Below are 19709 nucleotides of genomic sequence, written 5' to 3'. Positions count from 1 at the left end.
ATAAATGAATTATACGATTTATAAATCAAAATTATGCTGTAATGGTGAAAACATAGAATAGTGAATTAAAAGTTTGTAAAATAAAAATGTAAACAGGAAAACGTTTGCTGAATGATAAGGAAAAGATGAATTTTCAAGGGGAGGATTACAATGAAAAAAAGATTATTAAGTGTTATTTGTGCAAGTGTAATAGCAACATCGCTTTTTGCAGGGTGTTCATCAACAACTTCTGATGGTGGAGATGGAAAAGGTGAAGTTACTTTAAAGGTTTTAACACATAGGACAGATATAAAAGACACAGTGTTAAAAACAGTTGCAGATAAGTACTATGAAGAAAAAGGTGTAAAAATAGAATGGGAAGCAATTACTGATTATGAAAGTATAGTTCAAACAAGAATGAATACTCAGGATTACGGAGATGTATTGAATATATTACCAGCGTTCAAAGCTGATGAATTAGGAGAATTCTTTGAACCGTTAGGATCAGTAGATGATTATAGCGATTACATTGGAGTAAGTGAGAGAGCTGATTTAAATACTGATACAGTTTATGGTATTCCAAATGGATTAGGGGCAGATGGTGTTGTTTATAACAAGAAAGTATTTGCTGAAGCTGGTTATGATGAATTCCCAAGAACTTTAGATGAATTATATACTGCATTAGCAAAAATTAGTGAACAAGAAGGGGTAATTCCAGTAGCTATTAACTCAGCTGATATGTGGCCATTAAGCCAATATGATGCTGTTTCTTCTGTAATTTATGGAAATCCATATTACTATAGAGATATGGGATCAATGGAAAGTCCATTCTCAGCTGGAAAGCCAACAGGAGATATGTTAGAAATTCTTTATAAGTTTGTTAGTGAAGGCTGGGTTGAAGCTGATTTAGCTACAACTAACTGGGAACAATCAAAAGTTGATATGGCTAACGGTAAAATAGGTATGATGACTTTAGGTATGTGGGCAGTATCACAAATTCAAGAAGCAAATGCAGCAAATTCAGATGATATTGCAATTGCTCCATTCCCAGCAACTAATTCAGGGGAATTAAAGGCTGGTGCAGGTCCAGATAACTACTTAGGTGTAAGTAAATACTCTAAACATAAAGAAGAAGCTAAAGATTTTGCTATATTCTTTGCTAATTCTTTAGATTATTTAGATAGTTGTGGATTTATTCCTGCTAATCAAAAGCTTACTTCTGGAAATCCAGTTGTTAAAGAATATCAAGAATCTGGTGTTGAATTAATGTTTGCAGATCCAGCAGAAGCAGATCAAGCAGCAAGTGATTTAACTACTGAAATAGCTAACGAAGCAGGAACTAAATTCTGGGTTGGTGAATACATCCAAAATGCTGTAATAGCTGCTAAGAAGAGCAGAGCAGACTTCGATAAAGTTATTGAAGATTATAACAATAAGTGGAATACTAACAAAGAAAAATTATCTCAATAGTAATTTGTATAGATAAATTAGGGGGGATTTTCCCCCACTTATTAAATTATTTATATATTAAAGTCTCTAAATTAATGTAAATAGAGCATAGAAGTATTAAAGGAAAGAGGTCGTAAAGGGGGAGAAACTGTGTTTAAAAATGTAAGTTACAAAACACAAAGGAAATTTATAATAGCACTATTCTTACTAATTCCACTTACATTACTGTTTGTATTTACATATTTACCAGCAATAAATATGATATCTTACAGTTTTACTAATTGGAAGGGATATGGAGCTAAGACGTTTATTGGACTAGAGAATTATATAAATATATTTAGCGATCCAGAAGTTTTCTCGGTATTAAAAAATAGTTTATATTATTTTGTTGGCGGTTTAATACAGTTAGCTTTAGCATTCGTTTTTGCAGTAATAATTAATTCTAAAATTAAAGGTAAAGGTTTCTTTAAGTCATTATTCTTTTTCCCTTATTTAATCAATGGGGTTGCAATATCATTAATGTTTTTATTCTTCTTCCAACCAAATGGAACATTAGATACTGTACTTAGCATGTTAGGACTAGATAGTATAATTAGACAATGGCTTGGAGATGCTCATTATGTTAATTTCTCCTTAGCATTTACATCAATTTGGAGATTTTTTGGATATAACTTTATTATATTCTTAGGAGCTTTACAATCAATTTCAGATGAAGTTTTAGAAGCTGCAGATCTAGATGGTGCAGGAGATTGGCAAAAAATAAGGTATATTTATATACCTTCAGTTAAGAGAATAATCCAATTAAACTTAGTACTAAATATTTCAGGAGCAATTTCAGTATTTGAAATACCATATATCATGACTGGTGGATCAAATGGAAGTTCAACATTTGTTATTGAAACAATTAAGACAGCATTCACTTACAATAAAGTAGGTAAAGCATCAGCAATGGCTGTTATAGTAATGCTTATAGTTGCAGCAGTAGCATTAATTCAAAATATATTCTTTAAGGAGGAAAAAGAGTATGCAAAGTAGCACTCAAGTAAATGCAACAAAAGCAAGGATGGATAAAGAACTACTTGCTTTAAGAGCAAAAAGTATATTTTTTAAAACATTAAAATATTTATCATTAATAGTAGCATCAATTGTATTTCTTCTTCCAATAGTAACTATATTTTTAGCATCATTTAAGGAATATAATGAATTTTACTCTTCAAACAAATTAGCATTACCAGAAAGTTTTTTAAATTTAGATAACTTCAAAACTGCATTCATACAAGGTGGAATGATGAGAGGTTTCTTTAATACAGCATTCATAATGGTAATTTCATTAACAGGTACAATTTTACTTGGAGCAATGGTTGCATATGTATTGCATAGATTTGATTTTAAGCTAAAGAAAGCAATATTACTTGTTTATATGGTGCCAATGTTCTTACCAATGGTAACTACTCAAGTTGCTACATTCCAAATAATGAGTAAACTTGGATTATATAATAGTCTTTGGGCTCCAATAGTGTTATATTTAGGAGCAGATGTTATGAGTATTTTCATAATGATGCAGTTTATGGATTCTATTCCATATTCAAATGATGAAGCAGCAATGCTTGAAGGTGCATCATACTTCTATATATTTAGAAAGTTAATAGTTCCACTATTAAAGCCAGCTATAGCTACAATTATAATAATTCGTGGAGTTGGTATTTATAATGACTTCTATACACCTTTCTTATATGCACCAGGTGATAATATGGGAACACTTGCAACATCTCTTTATAAGTTCATGGGACCATATGGTGGACAATGGAATGTTATTTGTGCAGGGGTTATCTTAATTATGATTCCAACATTAATAGTATTCTTATCATTACAAAAATATATTTATAACGGATTTACAGCAGGAGCGGTAAAATAGTTTTGGTAGTTAGGAGTTAGGAGTTAATAGTTAGTAGTTAAGGAGTAAATTTAGCTTTGGCTGAATTAAGAAAAAATATATTTTGGAAACTGCGTTAGTAGTTTCATCCTTAACTATTAACTAAAAACTACTAACTCTAAACTAATTTTTAGAGGTGATAATAATGAAGGAAAAGACATTTAGATTCGTTCATATTTTATATGTTTTACTAATAACCAATATAATATCTATATGCTATCTTGCAATAGGTTTATTTGCATTAACAATAGTTCCAGTAGTTTTTACTAATATAGAGATTTCAATAATGTTATTCAATGATGAAATTGATGGATATTCAGGTGTTTTAAAAATATTTAACACAGGAATGAAAAAATATTTTAAAGATAATAAAAAACCTGCAATAATAACAGGTTTATACACATTGAGTTTAGTAATTGCAATATTTATGTTAAGAAGAATAGATTCACAGGTTGCAAGTACATTAAATTATTTTTTTGTATATTTATATATAGTTATAACGATGTACTGGGGATATTATTCTTTATATGTAATTGCGAAAGAAAAACCTATTAAATATATTGATGCATTAGCAATAATGTTTATGGAACCTAAAAAGTTATTTACAACAACAGTTTTGTTTGCTTTATTTATGGCAGTAGGAATATTTAGAAAAGAATTTTTAGTTATTTTAGCTATTGCTATTATTTCAGCTATGTTTGTAAAAATAAATAGAAGCACTATAGATGCAGTAAAGATAAATAGATAAATTAAGGAGATTTTTATGAACTTAGAATTTGACATAAAAAGTTTTAACTTTATAACATGGCATTGGAAAAATGATTTTAATTTAGAAGAGGCGAAAAGAGAAATAGACTATCAAATTTTAAATTGTAATATAAATGCTGTAACATTTGCTTTTGCAGCACAGCAAGATCATTGCTACTCAACAACAATAGATTGGACAGGCAGTCATATGCCTAATGATAATCAGTTAGAAGATTTAATTAAATACTCTAAAAATAAGGGTTTAAAGATATTAGTTAAGCCAATGTTAAATGTTTCAGATGGATATTGGAGAGCATATATTAGATTTTTTGATGAGGATGTTCCGTGTGAACCAAAATGGAAAGATTGGTTTAAAAGTTATGGTGAGTATATAATTCATTATGCTCAATTTTGTGAAAAGAATAATGTTGATATTCTTATAATAGGCTGTGAATTAGTAGGAACTGATCATAGGTGTGATGAATGGAGATACTTAGTGAAAAATATAAGGGAAATATATAATGGAGCATTAACATATAATTGTGATAAATATCAGGAGCATAATGTTAAATGGTGGGGTGTATTAGATTATATTTCAGCATCGGGATATTATCCAGTAGGTACAATTTCTAAGGAATTAGATAGAATTGAAGAAGTATGTAAAAAATTTAACTTACCTTTTATATTTACAGAGGCAGGATGTCCATCAGTTAAAGGTGCTTCGAAGATGCCTAATGATTGGTTTTTGATTGAAACAGGAGAAGTTTGTGAAGAAAATCAATATAATTATTTTAAAGAGCTTTTTGAAGAAAGTTCTAAGAGAGGATTTATCAAAGGATTTTGCTTATGGGATTGGCCAATTAAATCACCTCAAAATGCAAAGGATAAATATGAAAAAGATTATACTGTTAAGTTTAAAAAAGCTGAAAATTTGATTTTTCAGTATTTTAGTGAATAAATTAATATAATAGGATGGAGGTTATAAAATCAATAAATAGGTTTGATTTTATAGCTTTTTTTATTTATAAAAAATAAAAAACATACAAATATTATTAAAAATTAGCAATTAATAAGATTTTAATATAGATTAATTGAAGAGATGAAAATGTTAACATATTATAATTGTGTAACCCACTATATAGTGAGTTTGTTTTGAAAGAAAATTATTTCAAAATTAATATATAGGAAGTGGAGGATATTTAAATGATTTACGATTTAAGGAAGAAGGCCGAAGAAGAATTATTAAATAATTTAGGACCATTTTGGCTTAAGTTAATTGATAAAGAAAATGGTGGATTCTATGGAGAAGTAACTTATGATCTTAAAGTTAATGAGACAAGTGAAAAAGGTGGAATTCAAACATCAAGAATATTATGGTTCTTCTCAGCGGCTTATTGTGCAACAAAAAATGAAGAATATAAAAAAGCTGCAACACATGCTTACGAATTTTTAAGAGATAAATTGATAGATAGAGAATTCAAAGGTGTGTATTGGATGGTTGATTACTTAGGAAGTCCTATAGACACTAGAAAACATGTATATTGTCAATCATTTGCTATATATGCGTTAAGTGAATATTATAAAGCAACAAAAGATAAACAAGCCTTAGATTTAGCAATGGATTTATTCTCATTGGTTGAAAATATTGGATTCAACAAAGAAAATTCAGCGTATTTAGAAGAGTTTAATAGAGAATGGAATATCACTCCAAATGAAATGTTAAGTGAAAATGGCGTTATTGCTGAAATTACAACTAATACACATTTACATGTTTTAGAAGGTTATACTAATCTTTATTCTGTAACTAATAATAGAGTTGTAGGTGAGAGATTAAAGGAACTTATATATACTTTCTATAATAAAATTTATGATAAAGAGCAGCACCTATTAAAGATATTCTTTGATAGCAAATGGAATACAATCATTGATGTTAAATCATATGGTCATGATATTGAAGCAAGCTGGCTGATAGACGATGCTTATAAAGTATTAAATTTAAAAGATGAAGCTATTGAAAAAATGATAATTGACATAGCTTATAATATTAAATCGGAAATTCAAGAAGATGGTTCGTTAATTAATGAATCAGAAAATGGAGTTAAAGATTATACAAGAGTTTGGTGGGTTCAAGTTGAAGCCATGGTAGGATATTTAAATGCTTATGAAAGAACTCATGATGAATCATTCTTAAATATAGTTAATAATTTAATGACATATACTATGAAAAATATGATTGATCCAAGAGAAAGTGGAGAATGGTATTGGTCTATAGAACCAAATGGTAAACCAACAGAGAGAAGTGTTATTGAACCTTGGAAAACACCTTATCATAATGGAAGATTTTGTTTAGAATTTATGAAGAGAATAGGAGAATAAGATATGATACATGAAAGATATTATGCAGTAAAAGAAGAACAAGAAAAATTAATAACAAGAAAAAATGAAATAGATACAACTTGGTATAACGGTGTTTATGATAGATATAAATATCCAGTAATAACTAGACATCATGTACCAGTTGAATGGAGATTTGATTTAAATAAAGAAACTAACCCTTACTTCATGGAAAGATTAGGAGTAAATGCAACTTTAAATGCAGGAGCTATTTATTTAAATGGAAGATATTATTTAGTTGTAAGAACTGAAGGGTTAGATAGAAAATCTATTTTTGCATTAGCATCAAGTGAAAATGGTTTAGATAATTTTAGATTTGAATCATTAATACAATGGGAAGATATTTGTAAAGAAGAAACTAATATTTATGATATGAGACTTGTTAAACATGAAGATGGCTATATCTATGGAATTTACTGCTCTGAAAGGAAAGATCCAGATGCAGCACCAGGAGATACATCTTCAGCAGTGGCACAAGCAGGTTTAGTAAGAACTATTGATTTAAAAACTTGGACAAGATTACCTGATATAAAAACTCCATCTCCACAACAAAGAAATGTTGTATTACATCCAGAATTCGTAAATGGTAAATACCTTTTATACACTAGACCACAAGATGGATTTATTTCTACAGGATCAGGTGGAGGAATTGCTTACGGATATTGTGATGATATGACTAATCCTGTTGTTAGTGAAGAAAAAATAATGCATGAGAAGAAATATCATACAGTTTATGAAGTAAAAAATGGACAAGGTCCAGCTCCAATTAAAACTGAAAAGGGCTGGATACATGTAGGACATGGCGTTAGAAATACTGCAGCAGGATTAAGATATGTTCTTTATACTTTTGCAACAGCATTAGAAGATCCAACAGAAATTATTGCATTACCAGGAGGACATTTTATTGCTCCTTATGATGATGAGAGAGTTGGGGATGTATCAAATGTTATATTCTGTAACGGTCTTACTGTAGATGAAAATAACAATGTTAATATCTACTATGCATCAAGTGATACTAGATTACATGTTGCTACAACTACAGTAGATAAATTAATAGATTACACATTCAATACACCAGCAGATCCATATAGAGCACTTCTTTGTACAGCACAAAGACAAGAGCTTATAAATAAAAATGAAGAACTGCTAAAGAATGAAAAATAATATATCTAACAAAAATAAAGGCGATTACAGAAATGGAGTTGCCTTTGTTTTTGTAATAAGTTAAGGATAAATATATAAATAGTAATTGATAATGAAAAATAAAATTGAAACTTTTATTTAATTATTTTTACGTATTATTTATTTTGTTATAAATTTTCAAGATGAAAACATGTAACTAGCAATAGTTGTTATAAATGCATACATTAATTAATATAATAGTAGAAATATTAATAAAGGGTAGGATACAATGGCTAGGACATATGCATATTCAGCAGACTTTGATAAAGAGGTAGAAAGTCTATTTAAAGATGCTAAGTTATTAGGTGAAGGACATAATGGTATTGTTTATGAAGTACCAGGAAATAAAGCAATAAAAATATTTACTGATAAAAATGTTTGTAAAAGTGAAGCTGATATATTATATAAGGTCAAAAGATCTAAATACTTTCCTAGGATATATAAGAGCGGAGAGTATTATATATTAAGAGAAATGGTCAATGGTAAAAGACTTGATCATTATATTCAACAAAATGGGTTAAGTCAGCAATTAATTTACAACTTATATAGATTATTCAATGAATTTAAATCTTTAAAGTTTACTAAGCTCGATGCTAGATGTAGGGATATATATGTAAATAAAAATGAAAGAGTAAAGGTTATAGACCCTAAACAATGTTACTCAAGAAAGGTTGATTATCCAAGACATTTAATGAAAGGTTTAGATGGAATTGATGTATTAGAAGAGTTCTTGAGCGGTATTTATATTATCGATAGAAGGAAATCTTTAGAATGGGAAGAAAAAATAAATAAATATTATTCGAAAGAACAGTAATATTATTAAGTTAGGAGGTGCTATAAATGGCATCTCTTAACTTATGTAGAAAACTACATAACCACTCAAATAAAAATATATTATTTTAAATTAAAAGTATAGACTTATTGTTTAGAGCATAGTAAAATATGTGCAAGGGTATTATTACCAAGAAAAGGTTAGGAGGAGAACTTATGAACAAAAAAAATATATTTCCAAAAGGGTTTTGGTGGGGATCTGCCACATCGGGGCCACAATGTGAAGGAAGTTTTAATAAACCACACAAAAGTATATTTGATTATTGGTATGAGGTTGAGCCAGAAGCATTTTTTAACAAAGTAGGACCTGAGGTTACATCTAATTTCTATAATAGTTATAAAGAAGATTTATCTATGCTTAAAGAAATTGGATTAAATAGTTTTAGGACTTCAATTCAATGGACAAGACTTATAAAGGATTTAGAAACTGGCGAAGCAGATGAAGATGGAATAAGATTTTATAATGATGTTATAGATGAGACGATTAAGAATGGAATGATACCTGTAATGAACTTACATCATTTTGATTTACCGGTAGAACTATATGATAAGTATGGTGGGTGGGAATCAAAATATGTAGTTGAGTTATTTGCAAAGTTTGCAAAAACAGCATTTAAATTATTTAGTGATAGAGTTAAATATTGGACAACATCTAATGAACCAATGGTAGTTGTTGAAGGACAATATTTATATCAATTTCATTATCCAAAGTTGGTTAGTGGAAAAAAGGCAATGCAAGCTTTATATAATTTAAACTTAGCATCAGCAAAAGCTATAAAAAATTTTAAGGAGCTTGGGTGTGATAAAGATGGTGGAAGGATTGGAATAGTATTAAATTTAACTCCTGCATATCCTAGAAGTAATAACGAAAATGATTTAAATGCAGCTAGAATAGCAGATACGATATTTAATTATTCATTCTTAGATCCAGCAATAAAGGGAGAGTTTCCATCATTATTAGTAGATATCCTAAGTGAAAATAATGTAATGTGGGATTCTACTGAAGAGGAAATGAAAACAATTAAAGAAAATACTATTGATTTCTTGGGAGTAAATTACTATCAACCAAGAAGAGTAAAAGCTAAGGAGTCTGAATTTGATAATTCAAGAGGATGGTTCCCTGAAAAACATTTTGATTATTATGATATGCCAGGAAAGAGAATGAATCCATATAGAGGATGGGAAATATATCCCCAAGCTATGTATGATATAGCTATTAACATAAGAGATAATTACAATAACATTCCTTGGTATATATCTGAAAATGGAATGGGTGTTGAAGGCGAAGAAAAATATAAGGATGAATATGGAGTTATTCAAGATGATTATAGAATAGAATTTTTTGAAGAACATTTACAGTATCTTCATAAAGCAATAGAAGAAGGTTCTAATTGTTTTGGATATCATTCATGGACACCAATTGATTGCTGGTCATGGTCAAATGCATATAAAAATAGATATGGATATATAGCTGTTGATTTAGAAACCCAAAAGAAAACAATAAAAAAATCTGGAAGATGGATAAAAGAAGTAGTAAAAAATAATGGATTTTAATTTATGAATATTATTTGTTTCCACTGTAAAAAATAATTAGGTAGATATTTTAGAAAAAAATAAAAATTTCATTTATTTCTAAAAATAAGGAGGATTTAAAATGAAAAATTTTGTTGAGATTGTAGACGTTGTTGCAAGACAAATATTAGATTCAAGATGTTTTCCAACAGTTGAAGTTGAAGTCTACCTAGAGGATGGAACAATGGGGAGAGCAGCAGTTCCTTCAGGAGCATCAACTGGGATTTATGAAGCAGTTGAATTAAGAGATGGCAAAAAAGATTATTACATGGGAAAAGGTGTTTTAAAAGCTGTTGAAAATGTTAATGACACAATAGCTGAAGAATTAATAGGATGTAATGTCTTTGATCAAACATATATTGATAAAATGCTAATAGAACTTGATGGATCAAATAATAAGGGTAATTTAGGAGCCAACGCTATACTAGGAGTTTCATTAGCAGTAGCACAAGCAGCGGCTAATTATTTAGGATTACCTTTGTATCAATATGTTGGAGGAGTAAATGCAAAAGTATTACCAGTTCCAATGATGAATATTATTAATGGTGGTTCACATGCAGATAATTCAGTTGACCTTCAAGAATTTATGGTTATGCCAGTTGGATTTGATAATTTTGATAAAGCAGTTCAAGCTTGTGCAGAAGTTTATCATGCATTAAAGAAAACTTTAAATGATAAGGGATATTCTACTGGTGTTGGTGATGAAGGTGGATTTGCACCAAACCTAAAAAGTAATGCAGAAGCTATCGAAGTAATTTTAGAAGCTATCAAGAAAGCTGGATATGAACCAGGAAAAGATATATTCATAGCTATAGATGCTGCATCATCTGAATACTATAAAGATGGTAAGTATGTACTAGAAAATGAAGGAAAAACTTTAACTGCTTCAGAAATGGTTGATTTCTTTGAAGATTGGGTAAATAAGTATCCTATTATATCTATTGAAGATGGAATGGCCGAAGAAGATTGGGAAGGTTGGAAGCTACTTACTGATAGATTAGGTAAGAAAGTTCAATTAGTTGGTGATGATTTATTTGTTACTAATACCCAAAGATTAGAAGAAGGAATTAAGAAAGGCGTTGCTAACTCAATTCTTATTAAGTTAAATCAAATAGGTACTTTAACAGAAACTTTAAATGCTATAGAAATGGCTAATAGAGCTGGATATACAGCAGTTATTTCTCATAGAAGTGGTGAAACTGAAGATACTACTATTGCAGATTTAGTTGTTGCTGTAAATGCTGGTCAAATTAAAACTGGTGCTCCTGCAAGATCTGAAAGAGTTGCTAAGTATAATCAATTAATTAGAATTTCAGAAGAACTTGATGATGTTGCAGAATTTAGGGGCAAAAAAGCATTCTTTAACATTAAGGAATAATAAATAAGTTAAATTATAAAGTCGTACTTTTTTTAGAGTACGACTTTTGTATTATAAATACGTAGAGTAGCTATAAAAATTTACATGCTTTTATTCATATTTATTAGGTATTTTTAAGGTAAGGGATATTTTATACTTATTGTATTATAGATGAGAGTTATAATGATACTACTGAATACCTATGAGTTTGATTACTAAGTTAAACAGTAAGCTATCTGCTAAGATGGAGGTAGATATGAATGAATCTTACTATTACTAAAGAAATGATAAAAAATTCATTAGTGAATAAAGGTGATGTGGGTAGAATAGTAGAAGTTATTAGAAAAGCTAATAGCGGTCAAGATATAAATATAGCATTTTTAGGTGGATCAATAACTGAAGGATGTAATGCAACAAGTTTTGAAAAGTGTTATGCAAGTATGGTTTATTATTGGTTTAAAGAAAAATTTAAAAACATAAATGTTAATCTATATGTTAAGGTTGATGAAACTAAAGCTATGTTATTAAATACTTACTTTAAAGGTGGTTGGGGAGAGTATGCAGAGACTAGGATATTAGTAAATGATTTAGAGATAGGAAAACATAAAGTAGAGATAAGAGTAGTTGATGAAGAAAAACCCGTGGAAGTAAGAGTAATGGGACTTTTAGTATCATAGATAATTAAAATAGTAAGTATTAAAAACCATGTTAAAACGAACATGGTTTTTTTATGAATTGTTTGATGGATAAAACTATTTTTCAGATTTATAGTAAATTTTTAAGATATATAATTATATATCTTAAAAAGGTATAAAATTGTAATGTGAGAAATATAAACTAATTTTAAATATTAATTTTAGTATAGAAAATATAGGAGGAGCATTATGGAGTTTAAAATAACTGATGAAATGATTAAAAACTCTTTAGTAAGTAAGGGAGATATTGCAAGAATTGTACAAGTAATTAAGAAAGCTAAGAGTGGACAAGATATTACAGTAGCATTCTTAGGTGGATCAATAACGCAAGGATGTAATGCAAGTAACTTTGAAGAATGTTATGCAAGTAGAACTTATAAATGGTTTAAAAATATATTTAGTGATATAAAAGTAAAATATATAAATGCAGGAGTAGGGGCAACAGGGTCAGTAATAGGAGTTCATAGAGTTGAAAATCAAGTATTATCTCATAATCCAGATATAGTATTTATAGATTTTGCAGTAAATGATAATAATACTATTTACGATAAAAAAGCATATGAGAGTTTAGTAAGAAGAATATTATCAAAAGAAAATCCACCAGCAATAGTTGAAGTGTTTATGACAAATTTTGATGGCAGTAATGTACAAGACCAACAAATAGAAATAGGTAAAAAATATAATCTGCCAATGATAAGTTTTAGAAATACTGTTTATACTGAGATGATTGAAAATAGATTAAAATGGCCTGAGGTTGGAAGTGATGAAGTTCACCCAAATGATTATGGACATTTTATAATATCAGAATTATTAATAGATTTTATGAAAAGAATATATAACAATTTAGAAGAATTAAAAGTAAATGAAGTAGAGCTTGGAGAACCATTGTTTGGAGAAGAATATATAAGTGGAAAAATATTAAATAATGATAATTTAGTATGTGAAGAGGTATCTGGGTTTAATTTAGATAATGAAGGGTTTCAAGTATTTAAAAATGGATGGAAATTCGATTCTACACAAGAAAAAGAAGCTTTATTAAAAACTGTAATAGAAGGCAATAATATATTTTTACTTTTCAAGAGGTCTATAAAAGATACTGCAGGAAAATTAGAAATAAAAGTTGATGGTGATAAAGTAATTACAGTAGATACGTTTTTTGAAAATGGATGGGGAGATTATTCTGCAACAGAGGTTTTAGTAGAAAAGTCATTAAATACAAAACATGAAATTGAAATAACAGTTATAAATGAGGATAAACCAGTTGAAGTAAATATAATGGGATTTTTAGTTTCTTAGGAGGATAATTATGTACTTAAATGATTTAGATAAAGAAAAATATACATTGATAGAAGCAGATAATTCAAATTATCAATATATGGGGCGAGTAGATTTTGAAAATCCTAAGTCACCAACTATTATTTATGCTGGAAGTATGATTAAGACAAAATTTACTGGGACAAGTATTAAAGTTGCTATTAAAAATATACATGCATGCTATGAGAATGCTATTGGATTTATTATAGATGGTAATATAAAAGGTAAAGCAGTAATAGAAGAGCATGATAAGGATATTATTTTAGATATTGCTGATGAATTAAGCGAAGGGATTCATGATTTAATTTTATTTAAAAGATCAGATGCAGCTCATTATTTTGATTTTTATGGTGTAGTACTAGAAAAGGGATGTTATTTAGAAAAGCCAGAGGCTAAAAGTAATAGACGAATAGAATGTTTTGGTGATTCTGTATCAGCAGGTGAAGTTTCTGAGGCTGTTGATTATGTTGGGAAGGTTGATCCAGAAGGACATGAAGGAGTATATTCTAATTCATGGTATTCTTATTCAATGATAACTGCAAGAAAGTTAGGTGCTGAGATTAATAATAATGCCCAAGGTGGAATTGCTGTATTAGATGGCACAGGATATTTTAATCCAAGTTTAGGTTATAGGGGATTAGAATCTACTTATGATAAATTAAGATATAGTGCAGAGCTTGGAGAGTGTAATAAGTGGGACTTTAATAGATATACTCCACATATAGTTATTATGGCTTTAGGTCAAAATGATTCACATCCAATTGACTATATCAATGATAATGTAATAAAAAGGGAATATTGGAAATCTAAATATAAAGAAATTATTCTTGATTTAAGAAGTAAATATCCTAATGCACTATTTGTTATTATTACAACTTTATTATGTCATAACGAAGGTTGGGACATTGCATTAGATGAAATGACAAAAGATATTGATGATGAAAAGATTGTTAGATTTAAATTTAAAAGAAATGGTACAGGAACGCTAGGTCATTTAAGAATTCCTGAGGCTGAGGAAATGGCAGAAGAATTAACTGCATTTATAGAAAGTTTTGGAGAAGAAATTTGGAATTAATTATTGAGTATAAATAATGTAAAAGTAAATTTTTATTGTTAAATTAGAAGTTTTTATGCTTTTCAAACATTTCAAACATTTTTACAGATATATATACAAAAACAAAGGTAAAGTAGTAAATGTATAGAAATTAAATTTAATACATAGTAAATTAAGTATGTAATTGTTAACAAGGTTTTTGAAGAAATATTTTTTGTTAAGTAAATTATTAAACTCAGATACTTTGTATTAAGGAAAATAGTAAATAACTTTATATTTTTAGATATAAGATGGAGGGTATTATGGAAAAAGTTAAGATTTACGGTGATGCAGTAAAAAACATGCCATGGCAAGAAAAACCAGAGGGGTTTGATGGAGTTATTTGGAGACATGATAATAATCCTATAATTGATTGGAATCCAACAAAAAAGAGTGCAAGAATATTTAATAGTGCAGTACTTCCATATGAAGATGGATTTATAGGTGTATTTAGAGCAGATCATAAAAATGGTAGACCACAATTACATTTAGGAAGAAGTACAGATGCTTTAAATTGGGATATAGAAGATGAAGAAATTCATTGGGTAGATGAACAAGGTAATGATTATCAACCAAGCTATGCTTATGATCCAAGATTAGTTAAGATAGAAGACACTTATTATATTGTTTGGTGTTGTGATTTTGGTGGAGCAGCATTAGGATTAGGAATGACAAAAGATTTCAAGACATTTGTTAGACTTGAAAATCCATTTATTCCATTTAACAGAAACGGTGTTTTATTCCCAAGAAAGGTTAATGATAAATTCTTATTATTAAGCAGACCAAGTGATAGTGGACATACTCCATTTGGAGATATATTCTTAAGTGAAAGTCCAGATTTAGTTCACTGGGGAAGACACAGAAGGGTTATGACAAAAGGTGGCCAAGGGTGGTGGCAAGGAACTAAAATAGGTAGTGGTGCTACACCAATTGAAACATCTGAGGGATGGTTAATGTTCTATCATGGTGTTTCTGGAACTTGTAATGGATTTGTATACAGCATGGGTGCTGCTATATTAGATAAAGAAAATCCTTCAAAGGTTCTATATAGAACAAGAGATTATTTATTAACTCCTGAAAAAGAATATGAAACAACAGGATTCGTTCCAAATGTAGCATTCCCATGTGCAACACTTCAAGATCCTGAAACAGGAAGAATAGCAATTTACTACGGAGCAGCAGACACTTATGTTGCAGTAGCATATGCTCAAGTTGATGAGTTAATTAAATATATAAAAGAAAATTCAGAATTAGTTGACGGTGATGACGTAGAATATAAGTAAGATTCTAAATCTTCGATTTAGTTAATCGAACTTACTCAGCGACTGAAAGGAGTCGAGTTTCCTTTCAAGATTCTAAATCTTCGATTTAGTTAATCGAACTTGCTTGAAACTCCAAATTTTAATTTGGCTAGTTGAAAGTACACTTTAGTGTACTCAGCGACTGAAAGGAGTCGAGTTTCCCTTAAGTAAGAGTCCAAATTTTAATTTGGTTATTCAAACTTACTCAGCGACGAATGGAGTCGAGTTTCCTTTAATTAAGCTTAAACGATATATTTTTTATAAATTTTCCTCAAAAAAGGTCGTTGCACTTAGGTGCACGGCCTTTTTTCATTTCTTACGAAAATGTAATTATAATGAAATATTAATCGATGTTGTAATCTTTAGTATTTTTATAAAATTAATAGTGTAAGAGAAGTTAAAACAATCTGTTTCTAAGATGTTAATAAAATCTTAATAAATAAGTAGATTTACGTAAGTAAATATTAAGATTTAGGTTTATAAATTCTTAATATTTAAATCTTATAATTTAAATATAGTAAGAAGGTTGGGGGATAAGATATGAATATATTAATTTTAACAGGAAAATTTGGAATGGGGCATTATTCAGCTGCAGAAGCAATAAAACAAGAGATAGAAGAAAATTATAAAGAAATCAATGTAAATATAAAAATAATTGATATAATAGATTATTTATTTCCAACTATAAGCAATTATGTTTATAAGAGTTTTGATACTTTAGTTAGTAAATGGGCTAATCTTTATAATTTTATAAATACTAATAATGAGGAGCGGAATATAAAAACATTTAATTATTTATTCATTAAAAAGTTAGATAAGTTATTTAATGAATATAATCCAGAAGTTGTTATTTCAACTTTACCAATAAGTTCTCAATATATTTCAAAATATAAGTCAATAAAAAAATCTAATATACCATTACTAACATTTATTACTGATATCTCTAGTCATAGTGAATGGATTCATAAAAATACAAACTTTTATTTTGTTGGAGATAAAAAAATAAAAAAGAGTTTAGTTAGTAAAGGAATTAGTGAGGAAAAAATAATTATAACTGGAATTCCAGTGAGAAAACAATTTAGAGAAATTGATAGAGATCTAAATAAAAGTAATAAGAAAAAAGAGATTCTTATTATGGGTGGAGGATTAGGATTAATATCAGTAAATGATGAGGTGTTTGAAACCCTTAATGATGTAAAAGATATAAAAACAACAATTATAACAGGGAATAATAAAAGTATGTATGACTATCTTAAGGAGAAATATAAAAATATTAAAGTTGTAGGATATACAGAAGAAGTAAGTAAATATATGGAAAAATCAGATTTAATAATTTCGAAATCAGGAGGAATAACTTTATTTGAAGCAATTTATAGTGAGGTTCCAATATATGTTGTAAATCCATTTTTAGTTCAAGAAATTAAGAATTCAAAGTTTATAGAAAAAGAAAAAATAGGAAAAGTCATTAGAGATAAGGATTTTGATATAATTTCAGATATTTTAAATCTTATTAATGATGACGATGAAATTACAAAAATGAAAAAGAACATGAGAGATATAAAAAGCAGAATTAATCAAAATGAAATTATAAATGTTTTAGATAAATTTATGAAGGGGGCATAATCATGGAAATTATAGTTATAATACTATTTTTAATATTAACATACAGTGTTATTCCAACCTTTTATTTTAAGGTTAAGGGCACCCCAATAACTAAAGGTATTGATGAGGAAAAATATTTAGCATTAACTTTTGATGATGGACCAGATGAAAATTATACAAAGCAATTATTAGATTTACTTAAGAAATATGATATAAAAGCTACATTTTTTTGTGTAGCAAGCTTTGCAGAGAAAAATAGCCAAATAATTAATCGTATGAAAGAAGAAGGACATACTATTGGATTACATTCTTTTGAGCATGAAAATGCTTTAATAAAGGGTCCTTTATATACTAATAAGGATTTTAAGAAAAGTGCAAAAATAATGAAAGAATTAAATATAGATATAAAATCCTTTAGACCACCATGGGGGCATTTGAATTTAATGACATTATTTAATATAAGAAAATATGATTTTAAATTAGTTCTTTGGGATGTGATTATTGGCGATTGGAAATCTGATATAACTGCTGATGAAATTTCAAGACGATTATTGAAGGAATCAAAAAATAAAAATGTTATTTGCCTTCATGATGGAAGAGGTAGCAATGGGGCTCCAGCAAGAACAATATCAGCGTTAGATAAAACAATACCAATATGGTTAGAAGAAGGGTTTAAGTTTTTAAATGTAGGAGAACTTTATGAATAGTATGAGTTTAAAAAAGATTTTAAAAAGCAGTCTGCTTTTTATTGCACTTATAGGAGTTACTTTTTTTATAGTTTTTAAAGATAATAGTTTTAATAATATAGTTGAAACATTAAAGTCTGTAAATTTAACATATATATATGTAGGAATTTTATTTATGTTCTTTTTTATATGTTGTGAAGCCATTAATATAAGACGTATGTTAAGATTGCTTTCATATGATATAAGTATTGTTAAGGGATTAAAATATGCATTTGTAGGTTTTTTCTTTAGTTCGATAACTCCATCCGCTTCAGGTGGACAACCAATGCAAATTTATTATATGAAAAAAGACAATGTGGATATTTCACATTCATCACTTGTATTGTTAGTAGAGTTAGCTAGTTTTCAATTTGTTACTATAGTAGTAGCATTACTATCATTTATGGGAAATTACAAGTTTATTATAACTTTAAATCCAGCAATAAAGATTTTGATTGGGATAGGAATTATATTTAATACCATGGTATTTTTATTTATCGGTTTAGCTATATTTTCAAAAAAGTTTATATCTAAGATAATAGAATTAATTTTTAAGTTAGTAAGTAGAATTAGATTTATAAATTCAAATAAGCTAAGGAATATTGTTGATGAGGAAATTAACCAATATCAAGAAGGGGCTATATTTATTAAGGAAAATAAAATGGTTATTGTAAAAGTAGTTTTAACAACATTTGCACAAATATTTTTCAATTACAGTATTACTTTCTTTGTATATAAAGCTCTTAATTTATCAACATATTCATTTATGAGTGTTTTTTCTTTACAATCAATATTGTTTATTTCAGTATCAGCACTTCCACTTCCAGGTGCTGTAGGTAGCAGTGAAAGTAGTTTTTTAACACTATTTAAGACCCTTTTTCCAGCAAGTACATTAAGTTCAGCGATGCTATTAAGCAGAGGAATTAGTTTTTATTTATTTGTAATAATCAGTGGTGTAATAGTATTATTTATAGGATTATTTAAGAAGAATTTAAAAGAAAAATATCTGAATAATAAAAGGGTAGCTGATAAAATAGCAATAGGTAAGTAAATATGTTTAATAATGGGGCTATTTGTAAATAATCTTGATATGTAATATATATTATGTTATGATGAAGTATATGAATATGCACGAAAAGTATAATATGGGAGGTGTAACCGTGAAAACTTTTTTATTTGTTTTAGAAGCGGTTTTAGGATTAATAGTTGTTATATCAATATTAATGCAAAAAAGTAAAGCTGATGCTTTAAGCGGGTTAATTCAAGGTAGCAAAAGTGAAACATTCTTCACTAAGAATAAATCAAAGACAAAAGAAGCAATGCTAGTTAAAGTAACTATAGTTTCAATGCTTTTATTTGCAATAAATACGATAGCATTAAATTTAATTTAAGATATTTAGGGAGTGTATCGATAAGTAATTTGGTACACTCCTTTTATTAATGTAAAAAGTAAGCTATAAATTTGCTTTTAACATGTTTAAAGATAAAACAATTGAATAAAATGATAGTATAAGATATTTAATGCACTGTATTGA

Annotated in this window: 18 protein-coding genes; all 18 read left to right on the top strand. The window is 28.3% G+C overall.

What is annotated here, in order from left to right; all coding sequences use genetic code 11:
- Positions 1–150: 150 nt before the first annotated feature.
- The 18 genes from I4V63_RS04070 (at position 151) to secG (ending at position 19565) form a co-directional block, all read left to right on the top strand.
- Positions 151–1449, top strand: coding sequence for an ABC transporter substrate-binding protein (locus I4V63_RS04070; protein ID WP_196000023.1), 1299 nt, complete (start codon positions 151–153; stop codon positions 1447–1449).
- 129 nt (positions 1450–1578) lie between these two features.
- The gene (locus tag I4V63_RS04065) at positions 1579–2463 is read left to right on the top strand and encodes a sugar ABC transporter permease (RefSeq protein WP_196000022.1); all 885 of its coding nucleotides are present in this window, start codon (positions 1579–1581) and stop codon (positions 2461–2463) included.
- Positions 2453–3343, top strand: a complete 891-nt coding sequence (locus I4V63_RS04060) for a carbohydrate ABC transporter permease (protein WP_243280442.1) — start codon at positions 2453–2455, stop codon at positions 3341–3343. Before I4V63_RS04065 ends, I4V63_RS04060 begins: the two co-directional genes overlap by 11 nt.
- 163 nt (positions 3344–3506) lie before the next feature.
- Complete coding sequence (locus tag I4V63_RS04055; RefSeq protein WP_196000021.1) at positions 3507–4109, top strand: hypothetical protein; 603 nt, start codon at positions 3507–3509, stop codon at positions 4107–4109.
- 15 nt (positions 4110–4124) lie between these two features.
- Positions 4125–5066, top strand: coding sequence for a 1,4-beta-xylanase (locus I4V63_RS04050; RefSeq protein ID WP_196000020.1), 942 nt, complete (start codon positions 4125–4127; stop codon positions 5064–5066).
- A 245-nt stretch (positions 5067–5311) separates the two neighbouring features.
- Positions 5312–6484: an AGE family epimerase/isomerase gene (locus I4V63_RS04045; RefSeq protein ID WP_196000019.1), complete on the top strand. Its 1173-nt coding sequence runs from the start codon at positions 5312–5314 to the stop codon at positions 6482–6484.
- Between the two features lie 3 nt (positions 6485–6487).
- Entirely contained in the window at positions 6488–7666 is a 1179-nt protein-coding gene (locus I4V63_RS04040) for a glycosidase (RefSeq protein ID WP_196000018.1), read from the top strand.
- 247 nt (positions 7667–7913) lie between these two features.
- A complete protein-coding gene (locus I4V63_RS04035) occupies positions 7914–8498 on the top strand; it encodes a protein kinase (RefSeq protein WP_196000017.1) in 585 nt (194 codons plus the stop codon).
- Between the two features lie 173 nt (positions 8499–8671).
- Positions 8672–10069, top strand: coding sequence for a glycoside hydrolase family 1 protein (locus I4V63_RS04030; protein WP_196000016.1), 1398 nt, complete (start codon positions 8672–8674; stop codon positions 10067–10069).
- Positions 10070–10169: 100 nt separating this feature from the next.
- The gene (gene eno / locus I4V63_RS04025; protein ID WP_042395681.1) at positions 10170–11465 is read left to right on the top strand and encodes a phosphopyruvate hydratase; all 1296 of its coding nucleotides are present in this window, start codon (positions 10170–10172) and stop codon (positions 11463–11465) included.
- A 239-nt stretch (positions 11466–11704) separates the two neighbouring features.
- On the top strand, positions 11705–12121 hold the full coding sequence (locus tag I4V63_RS04020; RefSeq protein WP_196000015.1) for a hypothetical protein: 417 nt from the start codon (positions 11705–11707) through the stop codon (positions 12119–12121).
- A gap of 207 nt (positions 12122–12328) precedes the next feature.
- Complete coding sequence (locus I4V63_RS04015) at positions 12329–13435, top strand: SGNH/GDSL hydrolase family protein (protein WP_196000014.1); 1107 nt, start codon at positions 12329–12331, stop codon at positions 13433–13435.
- Between the two features lie 10 nt (positions 13436–13445).
- The gene (locus tag I4V63_RS04010) at positions 13446–14528 is read left to right on the top strand and encodes an electron transporter RnfD (protein ID WP_196000013.1); all 1083 of its coding nucleotides are present in this window, start codon (positions 13446–13448) and stop codon (positions 14526–14528) included.
- A 281-nt stretch (positions 14529–14809) separates the two neighbouring features.
- Positions 14810–15829, top strand: coding sequence for a glycoside hydrolase family 130 protein (locus I4V63_RS04005; RefSeq protein ID WP_196000012.1), 1020 nt, complete (start codon positions 14810–14812; stop codon positions 15827–15829).
- 558 nt (positions 15830–16387) lie between these two features.
- Positions 16388–17470 carry a glycosyltransferase gene (locus I4V63_RS04000; protein WP_196000011.1) on the top strand — a complete coding sequence of 361 codons (1083 nt, stop codon included), beginning with the start codon at positions 16388–16390 and terminating at the stop codon, positions 17468–17470.
- 2 nt (positions 17471–17472) lie between these two features.
- Positions 17473–18156, top strand: coding sequence for a polysaccharide deacetylase family protein (locus I4V63_RS03995; protein WP_196000010.1), 684 nt, complete (start codon positions 17473–17475; stop codon positions 18154–18156).
- Positions 18149–19225 carry a lysylphosphatidylglycerol synthase transmembrane domain-containing protein gene (locus tag I4V63_RS03990; RefSeq protein WP_196000009.1) on the top strand — a complete coding sequence of 359 codons (1077 nt, stop codon included), beginning with the start codon at positions 18149–18151 and terminating at the stop codon, positions 19223–19225. The genes I4V63_RS03995 and I4V63_RS03990 overlap by 8 nt, the downstream gene beginning before the upstream one ends.
- Positions 19226–19334: 109 nt before the next feature.
- Entirely contained in the window at positions 19335–19565 is a 231-nt protein-coding gene (gene secG, locus I4V63_RS03985) for a preprotein translocase subunit SecG (protein WP_196000008.1), read from the top strand.
- The last annotated feature ends 144 nt before the right edge of the window (positions 19566–19709 follow it).

Origin of the sequence: Clostridium sp. 1001271B_151109_B4 (assembly GCF_015670405.1) — a bacterium.
GTDB lineage: Bacteria > Bacillota > Clostridia > Clostridiales > Clostridiaceae > Clostridium.
Note: the sequence above shows the minus strand (reverse complement) of the source record. Positions and strands in the feature narration are given on the sequence as shown.